The following is a 16,991-nucleotide window of genomic DNA, read 5'->3' as shown; positions in this document are numbered from 1 at the left end:
AACCGCGACTCGGAGCCGCGGGCAGGCCAGGAGGTAGCTCCGACGGTCACATCGCGAGGCTATCGCCAAGACCACCTCGCCTCATCGTCCGGGAACCTCATCCCGACCGCCGAACCTCAGCTGTGGCATCGGATCGCGCCCACTGGGGAGATGCCCGCCACGTCGGTGCGGCGGCGGATCTCCTTGTTCAATCGTTCGTTGGGGTGGTTGGACCAGATCTGGCGCCATAGTCCCTGCGGGAAGCTTGTCTCACGTCACCTGTGATGCCCGTGGGTGGAGACCCCGCAGCAGCAGGACCTGGTTGAGTTGGTGTGCCGCCTCGGGGAGGTCGTCCGGGAGTGGTGCCGCCCCTCGGACGCCCGCCGCTGAGGCGCCGCCCACCCACACCGGCACCGCCGAGTCGGCTAGTGCCTTCACGACGAGGGTGGCGGACGCGGCGTCCGCGGGGGAGTACACCCCCAGCACGACCGCCCTCGCCCGCTGGCCGCGCGCCGTCATCGCCCAATCCTCCGTGGGGAGGTCTGCACCCAGGTAGAGCGCGTTCGACCCGAGCCGGCGCAGGCAGGTGGCGAACGCCAAGATGGCCAGTTGGTGGCGTGCCCCGGCCGGCAGCCCGACAAGGACGGTCGGTCCACGGGACTGCCCGGACGCGTTGCGGTAGGCGGCCGCCAGGGCGGCCATCAGCCCTGCGGAGGCGAAGTGTTCCTGCGCCACCGTCAACCGGCCGGATTGCCACGCCTCCCCGAGCAGGCGCAGTTGCGGGAGGAGCCAGGTCGTGACGACGTCCTCGAACCGTTCTGCGCCGAACGCCTCGTCGATCGTCTCGCGCAGCGCGGTGGGGTCGAGGGACGCCGCGGCCGCGACGAGGTCGGGGGTGCCGGCGTCCAGCGAAGTCGCGCGCGTGCGTGTGGGTGGCTGCTGGTCCATCAGGCTCGCGGCGGCCTGGGCCGGCCGCATCCCGCCCTGGACGCGGGCGGCCATCTCGCGGAGCATCGCGATCTGGGCGGCATCGTAGAGTCTGTAGCCGCCCTCGGTGCGCCGCGGCGCGATTATGCCGTACCTGCGCTCCCAGGCGCGCAGTGTGGTGCTGGGGATACCGGTGAGGCCTTCCGCCTGGCTGACCGTGTACAACCGCTCCCCCCTTTAGGACGAGGTGTGGGGATAGTTTATACAAACATTGGACACATTGTCTTGCGCGGGATCGCTCGTCCCGGCTACCGTTGCTCACAGACCTTAGACAAACGTTGGACGGATTTCATGTCGAGCCATGCCAGCCCCCCTCGCTACGACGTATCCGCTTCACCGGACGGCGACGACGTCGTCCTGCTCGACGAGCCGGGTCGCCCGGTGGGCCGCGCAGACCGCCTGCGCGTTCACACGGACGCCACGCCGCTCCACCTCGCCTTCTCCACCTACCTGTTCAACGCCCGGGGGGAGGTGCTCGTGACCCGGCGCGCGCTCGGCAAGACGACGTGGCCCGGCGTGTGGACGAACTCGGCGTGCGGCCACCCGCGCCCCGGTGAGGACATCGAGGACGCCGCCCGGCGCCGGATCCGTGAGGAGTTGGGTCTCATGGTGGGCCCGCTCATGCCGGTGCTGCCCGACTTCCGCTATCGGGCCACAGACGCCTCGGGCATCGTCGAGAACGAGGTGTGCCCCGTGTACGCCGGGTTCGTCGCCGACGAGGATCCCCGCCCTGACCCGGCCGAGGTGGCCGATTGGGCCTGGGTGACCTGGGAGAGCCTCGCCGCCGCCATCACCGCGACGCCGCACGTGTACAGCCCGTGGGCGGCCAGTCAGGTGCCGCTCATGGTCGCCGCGATGGCGGCGGGAGCCTCGTTCGGGCACCACCCGAGCCCCGACCCGGACGCCGTCCGTCGCGACGTGGACTCCCTGCTGGAGGAGGAACTCTTGGCCCTCGCCGAGGATTGGCAGGAGTTCTCAGCAGGCCTGGGGGTCGACGTGTTGCGCCAGGACCTGCCGGAGTGGCTGCGCGGCTTGCTGATCGGACGGGGCAAGCGCATCCGCACCACGATGGCCTACTGGGGATTCATTTCCGCCGGCGGCGTCCACGGGGATAGTGGCTACCGGCACATGGTCCGGGCGGCTGCCGCCGTGGAATTGCTCCACGTGTTCGCTCTGCTCCACGACGACGTCATGGACGGGTCCGACCGGCGCCGGGGGCGTCCATCGGCCCACGTCGAGGCGAAGGCTTGGCATGAGGACGCCTCGGCTCGGGGGAACGGCTCGGTGTTCGGCCGCAACCTGGCGATCCTGCTGGGGGACCTTGCCCACGCCCTGGCCGACCGAATCGTCGATGGGCTGCCCACCGCGATGCGTTCCGTCTGGTACGACCTGTCGGTGGAGCTGATCGCCGGCCAGCGTGCCGACCTGACGGGCGCGGCGGCCGGACGTCGCGACCGTCGGCACGCCGAGCACGTGGCCCGCACGAAGTCGGGCCGCTACACGGTCACCAGGCCGCTGCAGCTGGGGGCCACGGCCGCACGGGCATCCCAAGAGGTTCTGGACGCGCTGATGACCTGCGGCGACCACCTGGGCTCGGCCTTCGCGCTGCGCGACGACCACCTGGGCGTGTGGGGAGACCCGGAGCTTACCGGCAAGCCGGCAAGCGACGACCTCTACGAGGGCAAGCCGACCGTGCTGCTGTCGCTAGCCCGTGAGCACCTGGCCGGCGATGCGGCTGACTTGCTGAACCGGGTGGGCGCACCTGGCTTCACCCGGGAGGACGTCCCCGCACTGGCGGACGCGCTGCGGGCGGCCGGCATCGACGTGATGCTGGAACGCCTGATCGCCGAAGAGGTCCAGGCGGGGCTCGCGTGCCTGGATCGGGCGCCCCTCGCCAGGCCTGGCGTGGTCGGCCTCACGGAGGCCGCGCGCATGATCGCCTGGCGGTCGGCGTGATGGCGCCGGACGGTTCGACCGCGCGGACGGGCGCGGCCCGTGGGCACATCGTCGTGGTCGGTGCGGGGTTGTCCGGTCTGGCCGCCGCCCTGCACCTCGCGGGCCGGGGGTGCCGGGTCACGATCGTGGAGCGCGAGTCGTTCCCGGGCGGGCGTAATGGCATCCTCGAGCGTGACGGGTTCCGTTTCGACACCGGCCCCGTCGTGTTCACGATGGTCCCGCTGTTGGAGGAGGCGTTCCGGGCCGTGGGACGCAGCGTGAGCGACTACGTCACCCTGCAGTTGCTCGACCCGGCTTACCACGCCTTCTTCGCCGACGGATCGCGCCTGCTCGTCCGCCCCGGGTACGAGAAGATGCGCGAGGTAATCGAGGCCGAGAGTGGCGCCAAGGACGCCCGCGCGTTCGACGACTTCGTGGTCTGGCTGCGTCGGCTGAACGACGTGGAGCTGCCCCACTTCATCGACGCCAACTTCAACTCGCCGCTGGGCCTGTTCCGCTCGCCCCGCGCAGTAGCGGAGTTGCTCCGGCTGGGGGGATTTAAGCGTCTCGGGCCCGAGGTCGCACGCCGGTTCTCCGACGAGCGCCTGCACCGGGTGTTCACCTTCCAGTCCATGTACGCAGGTCTGGCGCCCGACCAGGCGCTGGCGCTGTACGCGGTAATCACCTACATGGACTCGATCGAGGGCGTCTGGTTCCCCGAGGGCGGCATGCACGCGGTGCCCGCGGCGATGGCCCGGGCGGCGCAGGACGCAGGGGTGGAGATCCGCTACGAGGTGACGGTGGACCAGGTGTCCCGGGTACCCGGCGGTGCGGTGTCCGGTGTGGTGCTGGAGAGCGGGGAGCGCCTGGCGGCGGACGCGGTCGTGGTGACCGCCGACCTGCCGGTGGCCTACGAGCGGTTCCTGCCCGGTTTGACCCCGCCCCGGGTCGCCCGCCGCGGCCAGTACTCGCCGAGTGCACTGGTGTGGCACCTCGGCGTCAAGGGCGAGCTTCCCGAGGCGACCGGCCACCACAACATCCACTTCGGGAAGGAGTGGTCGCAGGCGTTCACCGACCTGATGAAGACCGGCATTCCCATGCGCGACCCCTCCCGGTACGTCGCCGTGCCGTCCGTGAACGCGCCGGCGGTCGCCCCCGAGGGCGCGCACACGCTGTACGCGCTCGAGCCGGTGCCGAACCTCCACGTCGGACGCCTCGAGTGGAACCGCGAGGGCCCCCGGCTGCGCGACCGGATGCTCACGTTTCTCGATTCGTTCGGGTACCCCACCGACATCGTCACCGAGGAGCTCGTGACCCCGGCCGACTGGCAGGCCCAGGGCATGGCGGCCGGCACGCCGTTCGCCCTGGCCCACACGCTGATGCAGTCGGGCCCCTTCCGGCCCCGCAACGTCGACCGGCGGGTGCCCGGCCTGATCTTCGCCGGTTCCGGCACCACTCCGGGCGTGGGCATCCCGATGGTGCTCATCTCGGGCAAGCTCGCGGCCCAGCGCGTCCAGGAGATGCGGCGATGACCGACCTCGAGGCCGGCTACCGGCGCTGCGGGGAACTCACTAAGCAGTACGGCACGACCTACTACTGGGGGGCGCGCCTGTTGCCGCCCGCCCAGCGTCGTGACGTGTTCACCGTGTACGCCCTGTGCCGGCTCGCCGACGACATCGTCGACGAACCCGACCGCGTCGACGCCGTCGTGCCGCCGGGGGGGACGCCCCGGGAGCGGCTGTCCGCCTTCCGCGCCGCCTTCTTCCGGTCGCTGGAGAAGGGCTCGGACGAGCCGGTGATGGCCGCCATCGTCGACAGCATCCGACGTCGCGGAACCGACCCGGAAAGCTTCGAGCGGTTCTTCGCTGCCATGGCGTCCGACCTGGAGCACAACACGTGGGCGACCTGGGAGGAACTGCGGGACGGGTACATGGAGGGTTCCGCGGCCGTGATCGGCGAGATGATGCTGCCGGTCCTCGAGCCGTACTCACCCGACGCGAAGGAGTCCGCGCGGGCGCTGGGCAACGCGTTCCAGCTCACCAACTTCCTGCGTGACGTCGCTGAGGACCTCGACCGGGGTCGCGTCTACTTGCCGCAGGCGGACCTGCAGCGCCACGGCGCCGACCCCTGGTTGCGGACAGTCACCCCGGCGTGGCGGTCGATGATGGCCGAGCAGGTGGCGCGCGCCCGCAGCCTATACGTCCAGGCGGAGGAGGGCATCCCGCTGCTCCCCCCTGCCTCACGGCGTTGCGTGGGGACGGCCCTGGTGCTGTACAGCCGGATCCTCGACCGGATCGAGGCCGCCGGCTACGACGTGTTCGGCGGGCGCATCCGGGTGCCGGACGCCGAGAAGCTGGCCGTGGCGCTGCGGTCGGTCACGGTTGGGGTGCCGCGCCGCTGACCCTTGACACGGTCACCGGGATAGGGAAATCCAACTGGTTGCCCGGCCCGGATAGCCGAGGGGGCCAGCCGGGTCCGGTGCAGACCGTGGAGGGCGGGTGAGGACCCGTCCAGGACACCGGCGGAGGGGGAATCGTGTACCCGGTCGAAGATGCGCACGAACTGACGATCCTGCCGCCCGGAGGTGGTCGCGTGGCGGTCCAGGGATTCCGGCCATCGCTACCTGCACGTCACCGCGGGGCGCAACCGGGCCCCGCCGTGCGGCCAGGACACCGCCGTCCTGGACTGTGAACAGCACCGGGACTTCTGGAGGGCGATCGGTCTGGACGACCTCACCCACAGCGCACGCAGGAACCTGGGCACCGCCGCGCTGTCCGCGGACTGTCACCTGTTGCCCCTCACGCCGCCCGACACCGGGCAGGCGGCCCCGCCCGAGCCTCCGGTTGCCGACCAGGACGCCGACGAGACCCCCGGCGTGCCGGCGGCTGACCGACCGCCTCAGCGAGTGGGAAGGGCCAGGAGGCCCCGCAAGGGCACGGTCCACAGGTCCTCGCCCCGGACGCCCCAGCCGCGGAGCAGCTCGTTGGCGGCAAGGAAGCCCGTCGTCGCGGCACGCTCCATCAGCGCGACGGGGTGGTCGCACCGCACCCAGTCGCCCGCCAGCACCAGGCGGGGCGAGGGAGTCTGGACGCCGGGGCGTGCCTCCCACGGCTCCGGGGTGATGAGGACGCAGTCGTCGCGGACCAGGACCTCCCGGTGGCGAACGGCGATCCCGCGCGTCTCGGGGAACACCCGGTGCAGCTCTTCCTCGAGCGCGGCGGCCACCTGGTCCGCCGCGGACCGGTCGGACGCCACCGCTGGGGCGCAGGCGTAGGCGTGCAGCTCGACCACCGAGCCACCAGTGTCCCGCGCCCAAGTGGCGGCGCCGGCCTCAAAGCGCTCCAGCACCGACACGTTGTCGAGGGGCCCGTAGCCGGTCGTGCCGAGGAAGGCGAGGCGGTCGGCGTCCACGGAGCGCTCGAGCCAGAGCCGGACGACCACGAACGGGGGCGAGTTGCGCGTCGCGGCGACGGCGTCCCGCCAGGCCGGGTCGGCGTCCGGCAGCGCCGCGATCAGCTCCCGGGCGGAGCGCGGGTCGGCCGCGAGGACGCAGGCGTCCGCCTCGATCGGGTAGCCGGAAACCAGCGCGGTCACCCGGTCCGCCCCGATCGCAAGGTCGGTGACGGGGGCGCCCACGCGCACCGTGACACCGAGACCCGCCAGGTGGCGTCCGAGGGGCGCCCACAGGGCGGTGTCGTAGTCGTCCTCCGGCACGTCGAAGAGCAGGCCCTCGGCGGACCCGAGGAAGTAGGTGTGGAACATCGCCACGAGTTCGCCGGCGCCGAACTCCCGCGGGTCGGCGAAGAAGGAGCGGGCGAACACCTCCAAGGCCAGGGCGCGCGCCTCAGGGGGGAAGCGCAACCGATCCAGGAACGCCGCCGCGGACTCGCCGTCGTAGGCGGCGTGGGTGCCGGGAAAACGGGTCCTGAGTAGCTCGAGGGCCGCGGGCACGTTGACCCGGGCCAGCGTCGCGAGGGTGAAGGAGGGGCTGCGCCGCACGAACTCCAGCATCGACCACGGCGGGGTGGTGGGCAGGCCGGTGAAAGAGTCGCGCAGGCCGTCGGGGCGTTGGAGCGGGTAGTCCTCCACGGGGGTGAGGACGGCCAGTTCCGGGTCGACGCGACGTAGCAGGGCGCGCAGGTTGTAGTACTGCCGGAAGAAGGCGTGGAAGCCCCGGCTCATCGTCCGCCCGTCGGCCAGCGGCCACGCGGCAACCCGCCCGCCGAGCCGATCGGACGCCTCGGCCAGGGTGACCCGGACGCCGCGTTCGGCCAGGACCGTGGCTGCCGCCAGCCCTGCGATGCCGCCGCCGGCGACGAGGACGTGCCCGGGGTGGCCGGTGCGTGCGGTTCCACCCGGCGCGGGGTGGCGCACCGCTCGCCGGTCGCGGCCGGGGAGGGTGCGTGGAGAGCCGGGCTGGTTCATGATGCCTCCGGGGTGCTCGTGCGACGACCGAGGTGCTCCCACACCAGGATGGTAAGGGTGACCATCACCCAACCGAACCCGAAGTCCTCGACCGGGATGTCCCAGGGGAATCGGACGCCGCTGTGGTGCGCGGGGTTGTACAGGACGATGGGGTCGCTCAGCTTGGTCAGCCAGCCGTCCACCCAGACCTGAAAGAAGAAGACGATCGCGATGGCGAGCCAGTACTGTCCCCGGCGGAATAGGCCGGTTCGGAGCCACAGGAGTTCCATCGCGGCGACGGCGGGGATGGCCGCCAGCGTGAGGACGGTGTACTCAGGCATGCGCGTCCTCCTCCCCGCCGCGGACGCGCCGGAGCACGCTGCCGACAGCCTCGTACGTGAGCAGGCCGCACACCGGAATCACGAGGAAGAACACCAGCTCCTCCAGGGGCATGGGGCCCAGCATGATGCCCGTGGTGAACCGAGGACTGTAGGACCAGTGGTCGCGCGCGATGCCGAGCATGTCCCAGGCCACGAAGACGACCAGCGTCGGCAGCATCGCCAGGGCCAGACGCACCGGGCGCCGGTACACCCGGGCCCGGAGCAGGAACTCCAAGGGAAGGGTGACCAGCACGCAGGCGGCCATTAGGGCCAGGTACTGGTAGCGATCGTCCATCAGGGCTGTCTCCCCGCCGTGGTGGCCGGTGCTTCAAGCCGGAGGCGGAGGCCGCGCAGTGTGTAGCCGGCGATGAGGTCGTCCCAACCCAGCGCCGGCTCGCCGAGCACGACCGGTTCGCGCGCCAGGAGACGGGTGAGCAGCACGTCGGCCTCCAGGATGGCCAGCGGCTGGCCCGGGCAGCGGTGCGCCCCGTCGCCGAAGCTCAGCCCCGCCTGGTTGACCCCGGCCGGAAGCCGGCGGCCGGGGCACAGGGTGAGCGCGTCGGCACCCACGGCGTCCGGGTCGGCGTTGGCCTGGCGGACGGCGACGTCGATCAGGTCCCCGGACGCCACCGCCCACGTCCGGTCACCCTCGGTCAGGGTAAAGGGAGCCGTGGCACGCCGGTAGAGGTGGCCAACCACCGGCTCCAGGCGCAGTATCTCGTTGAAGATCGCCAACCGCTCCGGGCGTTGCGCCGCCCGGTAGCGATCGGCCAGGTCCTGGTCGTCCAGGAGGTGCCAGGCAGCCATCGTGATGAACTCGCGGGTGGTCACCATTCCCGCGGTGCCGTAGGTGAGGCACTCGACGAGGATGTCGGCGTCGGTGTAGCCCTCGGCGATGAGGTGGCTGATGATGTCGTCAGCCGGAAGCCGACGCCGCTTCCGGATGGCCGGGCGCACGTCGGCCAGGTGGAACCGAACGAGGGGCCACAGCCCGTTGGCCGCGGCCGTGGCCCACTGCCGGGGCGTCCGACCCAGGCGCGGCTTGGCCAGGTCGAACGGTGGCTGCCGAAAGAACGAGACCAGCCGGCGGGCCATCGCCGGCACCCGTGACTCGGTCAGGCCCACGACGTGAGCGGTGACCTCGACCGAGTACAGCAGCGCGAGGTCGTCGAGGGCGAACTCGTCGCGGCCTTGGCCGTCCAGCAGCGCGTCAGCCCCGCGCTCCATCAAGTTGAGGTAACGGTCGGCGACAACCGCGGGGGCCAGGAACCGGCCCACCTTGACGCGTTGGGCATCATGCAGCGGGCCGTCCGAGATCAGGATCGGGTGGTGCCGCAACCACCCCTTGGGGATCCACTCGGCCGTGAACCCCGCCTGGGTCGTCTCCCGGCGCGCCCGCAAGACCTGCCGGGCCACCGGGAGAGATCGGATGCGCCATAGGCCGTCCTCCAAGGCCACCCGCGGGACCTCGCGCTCGCCGGCCCGCGACGAGCGGCGACGGGGTGCAGGCGTGGTCACAGGGGCTCCTTCGCGGTGAATCAAGCACGACCCTAGCTTGCGCATCGGTCACTTGTGCAATGTTTGTCCAATCCCTAGGCTGGCTGCATGGGCGCGATCGTCTGGCTCCGGCGCGACCTGCGTCGGGCTGATCTCCCCACCCTGGCAGCAGCCCACGAGCGCGCCGCCGGGGGCGAGGTCACGGTCTGCTTCGTCCTCGACCCCGCCTTCTTCGACACTGCGGGGGCCGCCCGCCGAGCGTGGCTGGCGGCGACCCTGCTCGCGCTGCGGGAGGCCTATGACGGACACCTCACGCTGCTCCAGGGAGAGCCGGCCGAGGTGCTGCCTGCTCTCGCCCGGGCGCGCGGGGCGGGGTCGGTCCATGTCTCCACCGAGACAGAGCCCGCCGGCGCAGCCCGGGACGCACGCGTCCGGGACGCGCTCGCCGAGGTCGGCGTCGCCTGGGTCGAGACGGGCAGTCCGTACATGGTCACGCCCGGACGGGTCCGCACCCGGGAGGGCAAGCCGTTCGAGGTCTTCACCCCGTTCGCCAGGGCGTGGCGCGAGCACGGCTGGCGGGCCCCGGCACAGGAGCCCCCCAGCCTCGTCCTCGCTCCCGCCGCTCCTGCGGGCGAGTCGTGGTCCCGCCTCGAGGCTGCGTTGGACGCCCCCGGCGTCCCGGACCTGCCCCCGGCAGGGGAGGGGGCGGCGCTAGACCGGTGGCGCGCCTTCCTCGCGGACGGTCTGGCGGGGTACGCGACCCGTCGCGAGCGCCCCGACCTCGACGCCACCTCCCGGCTCTCCCCGTACCTCAAGTTCGGCGTCCTGCACCCACGCTCGCTGCTGGCCGACCTCGAGGCGTCCGGAGGGCCGGACGCCGAGCGCTTCGTCACCGAACTGGCCTGGCGTGAGTTCTACGCCGACGTTCTGCACCATCACCCCGAGAGCCTGGAGGCCGACCTGCGCCCCGCACTGGCGGGCATCCGGTACGAGGACTCCGCCGACCTGGTGGAGGCGTGGCAGCAGGGTCGCACGGGCTTCCCGCTCGTCGACGCCGGCATGCGCCAGCTGCTGGCGACCGGCTGGATGCACAACCGAGTGCGCATGGTCGCGGCCAGCTTCCTGACCAAGGACCTCCACGTGTGGTGGCCGGCCGGTGCGCGGTGGTTCCTCGACCACCTCATCGACGGCGACCTCGCCTCGAACACCCACGGCTGGCAGTGGATCGCCGGCACCGGCACCGATGCCGCCCCCTATTTTCGGGTGTTCAACCCCGTCCTGCAGGGGCTGCGCTTCGACCCTGATGGTCACTACGTCCGCCGTTGGGTCCCCGAGTTGGCGCACCTGTCGGGGGCGACCGCCCACGAGCCCTGGGCGGTTGAAGAGGGCTACGCACACGGCTACCCCGAGCGCATCGTCGATCACGGCGCCGAACGCCGCGAGGCGCTGGCTCGTTACGCCGAGGTGCGAGGGGCGGTGGGGTCGCGTGCCTGACCTGACGGATGCGCCGGTGGGCCGACGCGGTCCGGTGGCCGAACTGCGGGCCTTCTTCCGCGCGTCCCTGCTCAGCCCGGTGGGCTCTCCCTTGCCGGAGCCCTGCGGGCAGCGTTTGCGCCGGCGTGTCGTGGTCGCCCTCACTGTCCTGGTCGGGGCGCTCGCCCTGGGCGGGGCGCTGGCCATCCGTCCGGGCGACCCCCTGTTCTACGGGGCCGCCGCGGGCGTCGCCGGGCTGTGGGGGGCCGGGGCGCTGGCGTCCGGACCCCTGCGGCTGGGTCGGGGGCGCACCCGTTCGGGAGCCGCGAGCCGGGGCGTCCTACAGGGGTTGATCCTGGGCGCGATGCTGTTGACGCTGTTCCTCGCGGGCGCGTTCGTCATCGCGCGGATCCCGGTCCTGCGGGCTCCGGTCGACGAAATCCTGGACCACGCGCGGTTGGGGTCGGTGTGGGTCGTCGCCGTGATCACCGTGGTCAACGGCATCGCCGAGGAGCTGTTCTTCCGGGGCGCCGTCTACGCCGCGTTCGGGCCGCGGTGGGATCTGGTGGGCTCCACGGCGCTCTACACAGCGTCCACGCTGTTCTCTGGGGTGCCGCTGCTGACGTTCGCGGCGGCGTGCCTTGGCCTGCTCACCGCGGCGCAGCGCCGCGTGACCGGCGGCGTCGCTGGACCCATCGCCGCCCACCTCACCTGGTCGCTCGGGATGCTCTTCCTGCTCGGCCCCGTCCTCACCCTGGGAGGTTGATCATGGCCAGAACAGCACTCGTGACCGGCGCCACCGGCACCATCGGCGGAGCCTTGGTGCCCGCCCTGCTCGACGCCGGCTGGGAGGTGCGCGTGCTGACCCGCCACCCGGACTCACTGGACCGCGCCTGGGTCGACCGCGTCCAAGTGGCCGAGGGGGATGCCGCCGACGCCGCCGTCCTGGGCCGTGCGCTGCACGGGGCCGACGTGGCGTACTACCTCCTGCACTCCATGGACGACGAAGGCGACTTCGTTGCGCGTGACCGGGCGCTGGCCACGGGGTTCGCCGACGCGGCCGGTGAGGCGGGAACGAGGCGCATCGTGTACCTCAGCGGGCTGCACCCCGACGGCGACCTGTCCCCGCACTTGGCCTCCCGCGTAGAGGTGGGGGACATCCTGCTGGCGTCCGGCGTCCCGACCGCGGTGCTGCAGGCGGGCGTGGTGCTGGGGGAGGGATCGGCGTCGTTCGCGATGCTGCGCCACCTCACCGAGCGTCTCCCAGTCATGATCGGGCCCCGGTGGCTGACCAACCGCAGTCAGCCGATCGCGTTGGCCGACGTCGTCCACTACCTCGTGGGCGCAGCCGACCTGCCACCGGAGGTGAACCGCACGATCGACATCGGGATGGACGAGGTGCTCACCTACGCGGACATGATGCGGCGTTACGCACGGGTCACGGGCCTGCGGCCCCGCCTGGTGGCGACGGTGCCGGTGCTCACGCCGTGGCTGGCTTCCCACTGGGTCGGCCTGATCACCCCCGTGCCCGCCGCGATCGCCAAACCCTTGGTGGGGAGCCTGATCCACGACGCCGTCCGGCGCGAGACGGACGCCGCCGCCCTGCTCGGCGACCCCGCCGGCGGCCTGCTCGGGTACGACGAGGCCGTCCGTCGCGCACTCGCGGGCGCGGATCCGAAGCGGTGGGGACGACGGTCCGCCCTGGTCGGCGCCGCGCTCGCTTCCGTCGCCGTGGCCGGCGCGCTGTCGGCCCTCGCGCTCGCCCGTCCGCGGCACACCCTGACACCAGGAATCGAAAGGAAGGCGAACGCATGAACACCTGGATGAGGCGACTCCTCGACACCGCCGCGCTCCTGCTCATGGGTCTAGGCACGCTCTGGGGATTCGGGTTGCTGGGCACCCCGTCGAACAGACCGCGGGCGGCGCCTTTTCCGCCGACGCGACCCTGCTCGCCCCCGCCACCCCCGCCTTCTCGATCTGGTCGGTGATCTACCTGCTGCTGGTGGCATACGTCGTGTGGTTGTGGACGCCGGCCGGCGGGGCGTCCGAGCGGGCACGCTCGCTGGGGTGGCTGCCCGCGGCGTCCATCTTGCTCAACGGCGCCTGGCTGGGCATCACGCAGGCGGGCTGGTTGTGGCTGAGCGTGCTCGACATCGCCCTCCTCGCCGTCGTCCTGGGCCTGGTGATGAAGCGGCTCGCCGGGCGGGCGGCGTCCGGCCCCGCTGAGGCGATCATGCTCGATGGGACGTTCGGGCTCTACCTCGGCTGGGTTGCCGTGGCGACGTGCGCGAACATCACCGCCGCCGCGGTGGCGCAGGGCGTCGACCTGGGCGCGACCGGGAACCAGGCCGCTGCGGTCGCAGTGCTGGTCGTGGCAACCCTGCTCGGGGTCGTGTTCGCCCGGGTCCTGCGGGCGCCCTGGGGCGTGGCGGCCGCGATGGCCTGGGGGCTGGGCTGGATCGCTGCCGGCCGCTTGGCCGGCGCGCCGTCCTCCCCGGTGGTGGGTGCGGGGGCGGCCGTGGCCGCTGCGACGGTCGTCGCAGTCGCTGCACTGGCGCGGCATAGTCCGCTGAGGTAGCGGCCGGCTGCTTCATGGATGCGGGCAGAGTCGAACCGTCCACGGCGGATGGTGACCTCCCGGCGGGTGAGGTGTGTGGCCACCGTGCGGCGGTTCACTCCGAAGATGGGACGCCAGCTCGACGGGCGTCGCGCCCTCGCGGTACTGCGCCACCAGATCGTCGACCTGCTCCGGGCGAAGGAGGGTTTGAGCCATCCCAAGTGATCGCACCACTCGCCCCCTGGAGTCGGAAACGGTAGGCTCGGAGGAGCGCTGGTCGTGGTTGTAGAAGCCCCGTGACCTGCGCAAAGACAGGGTTTTCAGGTGTGGGCAGGGGTTCTCAAACTCTCTACGGAGGTCCACCACCCGCGACATCCCGGTGAGCGCGCAAGTGCGACGTGCAAACGCCTGACCTGTGTTAATAACGTTCCCTCGGATGTGGTCGGGCGGCTGGAAACCGGCACGCATACTTAACTGGTGCAAAGGGTTCTGTTGTGAACGTTCGGGAGCAGCGGGTCGCGGTGCCGGGTGGGGATCTGGCGGTCGTGGACTTCGGGGGCGACGGGCCGGACGTGCTGCTCATCCACTCCGTGTCGCACGCCAGCGTCGTCTGGGAGCAGGTCGCCGCCGCTCTGACGCCGAGCGCCCATGTCGTGGCGTTCGACCTTCGGGGGCACGGCCAGAGCAGCGCCGAGGCGCAGTCCGTCGACCAGATTCCCGACGACATCGTCAGCCTCATCGGTGAGCTAGGGCTGGGGCGTCCCGTGCTGGTCGGGCACGACGTCGCCGGCGGTTTCGCGGCCGCGGTGGCGGCCGAACATCCGGAGCTGGTGGGCGGGGTCGTCGTCATCGACTCATCCGTCGTCGAGAGCCAGGCCGACGTGCTGGAGATGGTGCAGGCCGTCGGCGCCGACGTCATCGTCGACATGCTCACCCAACGGTTCCGGCTCGGGGCCACCGGCGCCGACGAGGACTCCCTGGAGACCTTCCTCGACGAACAGAGCGGCCCGGCGGCGCAGGACTGGTTGGCCGCCGCCCCCGACGCGGCCAGCATCCGCGCCCTGCTGCGCCGCTGCATCGTCGTCGCGCCGGACGGCTCGTGGGTCTACCGGCCCACTCCCGACACCCTGCGCGCGCTGACCAGGCAACCGGAGGCCGCGCGCTTTCGGCCGGGTCGGGAGTTGCTCGCCGCCATCGACGCGCCCGTGACCGTGGTGACCCTCAGCGAAGGCCGCAACGGCTCCGGCGGGGATGGCCTGCACGAGTTGGCCGCCGGCCGACCGGCCCTGCGTATCGCCCGACGAGCGGGAGGGCCGCACTGCCTCTACCTCGAGCCCAGCTGGATCGCCGCGGAGATTCGGACCACCCTCTCCGACCGGGCCTGAGGGCGCGCGAGTGTTCGGCCTCCTAAGGTGGGGGCCACAGACGCTCGCGACGAAGGGACCGATTCATGCGTATCGCCACGTCCGCCGGCCGGGCCGTGCTCCTGGTGGGAGAGCACGCTGACCACGCCGTCGACCTCGCCGAGGTCAGCGACGGCCGGTTCGGGCCAGACCCCGAGGCGGTGTACGAGCAGTGGCAGGCGTTCGTGCAGTGGGGCGCGCAGGCCACCTTGCCCGAGGGCGCGCCGGTCGAGGTGAGCCGGCTCGGCCCGCCGGTCCCCGCGCCGCGGCAGATCTTCGGCATCGGCCTGAACTACCGCGACCATGCGCAGGAGGCGGGGCTCGACATCCCCACCGAGCTCCTGGTCTTCACCAAGTTCCCCTCCTGCCTCACGGGTCCCGACGCGCAGGTCCGCCTGCCCAGCGATCGCGTCGACTGGGAGGTCGAGCTCGTTGTCGTCATCGGCCGCGAGGCCCTGGCGGTCTCGCCGGAACAGGCGTGGGAGCACGTCGCCGGACTGACCATCGGCCAGGACCTCTCGGAGCGGCGCGTTCAGTTCGCCGTCAAACCCCCGCAGTTCTCCCTCGGCAAGTCCTATCCGGGCTTCGGGCCCACCGGGCCGGCCGTCGTCACCGCCGACGAGCTGCCCGACAAGAACGCGCTGGCGATCGGCTGCACCATCGACGGCGAGGTCATGCAGGACGGCACAACCGCGGACTTCATCTTCGATGTGGCCGCGGTCGTCTCGGGGCTCTCGCAGGTGGTGCGGCTGCTGCCCGGTGACCTCATCTTCACCGGTACCCCGGCCGGTGTCGGCTCCGTCCGGCAGCCGCGCCGCTACCTGGCTCCCGGCGAAACGATCGTCAGCACTATCAAGGGCCTGGGCAGCATCACGACCCGCCTGGTCTAGGCACCCGACGCACGACGGCCCGCCTCCGGAATCGTCCGGGGCGGGCCGTCGTGGTGCGTGCGGGCTGCAACGCTCAGGTGTTGCGGCTCTCGCCTTCGGCGGTCGTCGGCTCGGTGGTGAGGTCGACGACCTCGACCTCGGCGGCGTCGACCGGCGGGGTGTCGGCAAGGTCGGACTGCGCGACCTCCTCACCCTTGGCGGTCGTCGACGGGGCCGGAGCGCTGGAGACGTCGGCGGTCTTGGTCGCCGGGGCGATATAGGGGTCGGTCAGCGGGCGCGCCCACGGGTCGTCCTTGGGCTCCTGCTGACGGCTACGCAGGTAGGCGACGACACCGGCGGCCGCGGCGGCGGTGACCAGGGCGGAGAAGAGTGACCGCAGAATGCCCTTCTTGCGGCGCTCCTTCTTCTTCTTCTCGCCGGTGACGATCTCCTTGCCCTTCTTGGCCTCGTCCGCGACGAGCTTCTGGCCCTTCCTGGCCTCGCTCGCGACGCGCTCGGCCACGTCGTGGCTCGCGGCGCTGCCGGCGGCCAGCAGCCGCTCGACGGAGTCGGTGATCTTGGGGACCGTCTCGTCGACCTTGTCGTGGGTCGCCTTGCGGACGGCCTGGGCGGAGGCGGAGGCCTCCTTGGCGGCGGAATCGGCCGCGGCGTGGGCCCGTTCGTCGGCCTTGTGCGCGGCCACCTCGACGGTCTTGGCGGCGTCGGCGGCGACCTCGGCCACCTGCTTCTTCAGACCGGCCAGCGTCGGGACGCTCACCCGCTTGGTGGTCACCGAGGGAACGGTGACCTTCTTGGTCTTGCGCTGGAACACGTGCTCCTCCTAGACGGGGATGTCTTTCGCTCCTGCCCCATCCTGCCTTGCCGCATGCGTCCCTGCCCAACCGACGCCCGGTTGAGTGGCGCTATCGGTGCCGTCGGCGGCGAAGGATTGAGGTCGTCATGACAAGATGCGGCCATGAATGCCACGCTGCACACCAACCATGGCGACATCGAGATCGTGCTCTTCCCCGAGCACGCTCCCAAGACCGTAGAGAACTTCACGGGACTGGCCACCGGCTCCAAGGAATACCGCGACGACGCGGGGCGCACCAACCCGGAGCCGTTCTTCGACGGCCTGAGCTTTCACCGCATCATCCCGAACTTCATGATCCAGGGCGGCTGCCCGCTCGGTGAGGGCATCGGGGGCCCGGGATTCACGTTCGACGACGAGATCAGCCCCGACAAGGACTTCACCAAGCCCTACATCCTGGCGATGGCCAACGCCGGCAAGCGCATGGGCCGCGGCACCAACGGGTCGCAGTTCTTCATCACCGTCGCCCCGACGACGTGGCTGCAGGGCAAGCACACGATCTTCGGCGAGGTCGCCGACCAGAAGAGCCGCGACGTTGTCGACGCCATCGCGGGCGTCGCCACCGGCCGCAACGACAAGCCCGTGGAGCCGGTCGTCATCGAGAGCGTGACGATCAGCGAATGATCCTTCGGCGCG

Annotated in this window: 16 protein-coding genes and 1 pseudogene; 10 read left to right on the top strand and 7 right to left on the bottom strand. The window is 71.6% G+C overall.

Features of this window, described 5'->3' with window-relative positions; genetic code table 11:
• Positions 1-143: 143 nt before the first annotated feature.
• Both KILIM_RS23930 and KILIM_RS06880 read right to left on the bottom strand, forming a co-directional pair.
• Positions 144-248: pseudogene (locus KILIM_RS23930) on the bottom strand (transposase); the annotation flags it as partial.
• 1 nt (position 249) lies between these two features.
• The gene (locus KILIM_RS06880; protein ID WP_006591930.1) at positions 250-1,131 is read right to left on the bottom strand and encodes a MerR family transcriptional regulator; all 882 of its coding nucleotides are present in this window, start codon (positions 1,129-1,131) and stop codon (positions 250-252) included.
• A gap of 126 nt (positions 1,132-1,257) precedes the next feature.
• Here KILIM_RS06880 and idi point away from each other — a divergent pair, with 126 nt between their 5' ends.
• The 3 genes from idi to KILIM_RS06865 are packed head-to-tail and all read left to right on the top strand — an operon-like array spanning position 1,258 to position 5,302.
• Complete coding sequence (gene idi, locus KILIM_RS06875) at positions 1,258-2,922, top strand: isopentenyl-diphosphate Delta-isomerase (RefSeq protein ID WP_006591929.1); 1,665 nt, start codon at positions 1,258-1,260, stop codon at positions 2,920-2,922.
• The gene (gene crtI / locus KILIM_RS06870; protein WP_006591928.1) at positions 2,922-4,433 is read left to right on the top strand and encodes a phytoene desaturase family protein; all 1,512 of its coding nucleotides are present in this window, start codon (positions 2,922-2,924) and stop codon (positions 4,431-4,433) included. The genes idi and crtI overlap by 1 nt, the downstream gene beginning before the upstream one ends.
• On the top strand, positions 4,430-5,302 hold the full coding sequence (locus KILIM_RS06865; protein WP_006591927.1) for a phytoene/squalene synthase family protein: 873 nt from the start codon (positions 4,430-4,432) through the stop codon (positions 5,300-5,302). Before crtI ends, KILIM_RS06865 begins: the two co-directional genes overlap by 4 nt.
• A gap of 497 nt (positions 5,303-5,799) precedes the next feature.
• Here KILIM_RS06865 and KILIM_RS06860 read toward each other — a convergent pair whose 3' ends face one another.
• From KILIM_RS06860 to KILIM_RS06845, 4 genes are read right to left on the bottom strand one after another with little or no spacing between them, the layout of a single operon-like run.
• On the bottom strand, positions 5,800-7,326 hold the full coding sequence (locus tag KILIM_RS06860) for an FAD-dependent oxidoreductase (protein ID WP_006591926.1): 1,527 nt from the start codon (positions 7,324-7,326) through the stop codon (positions 5,800-5,802).
• The gene (locus KILIM_RS06855; RefSeq protein ID WP_006591925.1) at positions 7,323-7,646 is read right to left on the bottom strand and encodes a lycopene cyclase domain-containing protein; all 324 of its coding nucleotides are present in this window, start codon (positions 7,644-7,646) and stop codon (positions 7,323-7,325) included. The genes KILIM_RS06860 and KILIM_RS06855 overlap by 4 nt, the downstream gene beginning before the upstream one ends.
• A complete protein-coding gene (locus KILIM_RS06850; RefSeq protein WP_006591924.1) occupies positions 7,639-7,980 on the bottom strand; it encodes a lycopene cyclase domain-containing protein in 342 nt (113 codons plus the stop codon). The genes KILIM_RS06855 and KILIM_RS06850 overlap by 8 nt, the downstream gene beginning before the upstream one ends.
• Entirely contained in the window at positions 7,980-9,203 is a 1,224-nt protein-coding gene (locus KILIM_RS06845; protein ID WP_006591923.1) for a cytochrome P450, read from the bottom strand. Before KILIM_RS06845 ends, KILIM_RS06850 begins: the two co-directional genes overlap by 1 nt.
• A gap of 87 nt (positions 9,204-9,290) precedes the next feature.
• On the opposite strand from KILIM_RS06845, the gene KILIM_RS06840 reads away from it, so the two are divergent.
• From KILIM_RS06840 to KILIM_RS06815, 6 genes are all read left to right on the top strand, one after another.
• A complete protein-coding gene (locus KILIM_RS06840) occupies positions 9,291-10,676 on the top strand; it encodes a cryptochrome/photolyase family protein (protein ID WP_006591922.1) in 1,386 nt (461 codons plus the stop codon).
• On the top strand, positions 10,669-11,421 hold the full coding sequence (locus tag KILIM_RS06835; RefSeq protein ID WP_006591921.1) for a CPBP family glutamic-type intramembrane protease: 753 nt from the start codon (positions 10,669-10,671) through the stop codon (positions 11,419-11,421). Before KILIM_RS06840 ends, KILIM_RS06835 begins: the two co-directional genes overlap by 8 nt.
• Positions 11,422-11,423: 2 nt before the next feature.
• Entirely contained in the window at positions 11,424-12,470 is a 1,047-nt protein-coding gene (locus KILIM_RS06830) for an NmrA family NAD(P)-binding protein (protein WP_006591920.1), read from the top strand.
• Between the two features lie 4 nt (positions 12,471-12,474).
• A complete protein-coding gene (locus tag KILIM_RS06825) occupies positions 12,475-13,233 on the top strand; it encodes a TspO/MBR family protein (protein ID WP_505712038.1) in 759 nt (252 codons plus the stop codon).
• Between the two features lie 473 nt (positions 13,234-13,706).
• Positions 13,707-14,597, top strand: coding sequence for an alpha/beta fold hydrolase (locus KILIM_RS22150; protein WP_006591918.1), 891 nt, complete (start codon positions 13,707-13,709; stop codon positions 14,595-14,597).
• 65 nt (positions 14,598-14,662) lie between these two features.
• Complete coding sequence (locus tag KILIM_RS06815) at positions 14,663-15,505, top strand: fumarylacetoacetate hydrolase family protein (protein WP_006591917.1); 843 nt, start codon at positions 14,663-14,665, stop codon at positions 15,503-15,505.
• A gap of 73 nt (positions 15,506-15,578) precedes the next feature.
• Here KILIM_RS06815 and KILIM_RS06810 read toward each other — a convergent pair whose 3' ends face one another.
• Entirely contained in the window at positions 15,579-16,316 is a 738-nt protein-coding gene (locus tag KILIM_RS06810; protein WP_006591916.1) for a hypothetical protein, read from the bottom strand.
• Between the two features lie 144 nt (positions 16,317-16,460).
• Here KILIM_RS06810 and KILIM_RS06805 point away from each other — a divergent pair, with 144 nt between their 5' ends.
• On the top strand, positions 16,461-16,979 hold the full coding sequence (locus KILIM_RS06805; protein ID WP_006591915.1) for a peptidylprolyl isomerase: 519 nt from the start codon (positions 16,461-16,463) through the stop codon (positions 16,977-16,979).
• Positions 16,980-16,991: the final 12 nt, after the last annotated feature.

Source organism: Kineosphaera limosa NBRC 100340, assembly GCF_000298215.1.
GTDB classification, from domain to species: domain Bacteria; phylum Actinomycetota; class Actinomycetes; order Actinomycetales; family Dermatophilaceae; genus Kineosphaera; species Kineosphaera limosa.
This window is presented reverse-complemented; position numbering and strand designations above follow the sequence as displayed.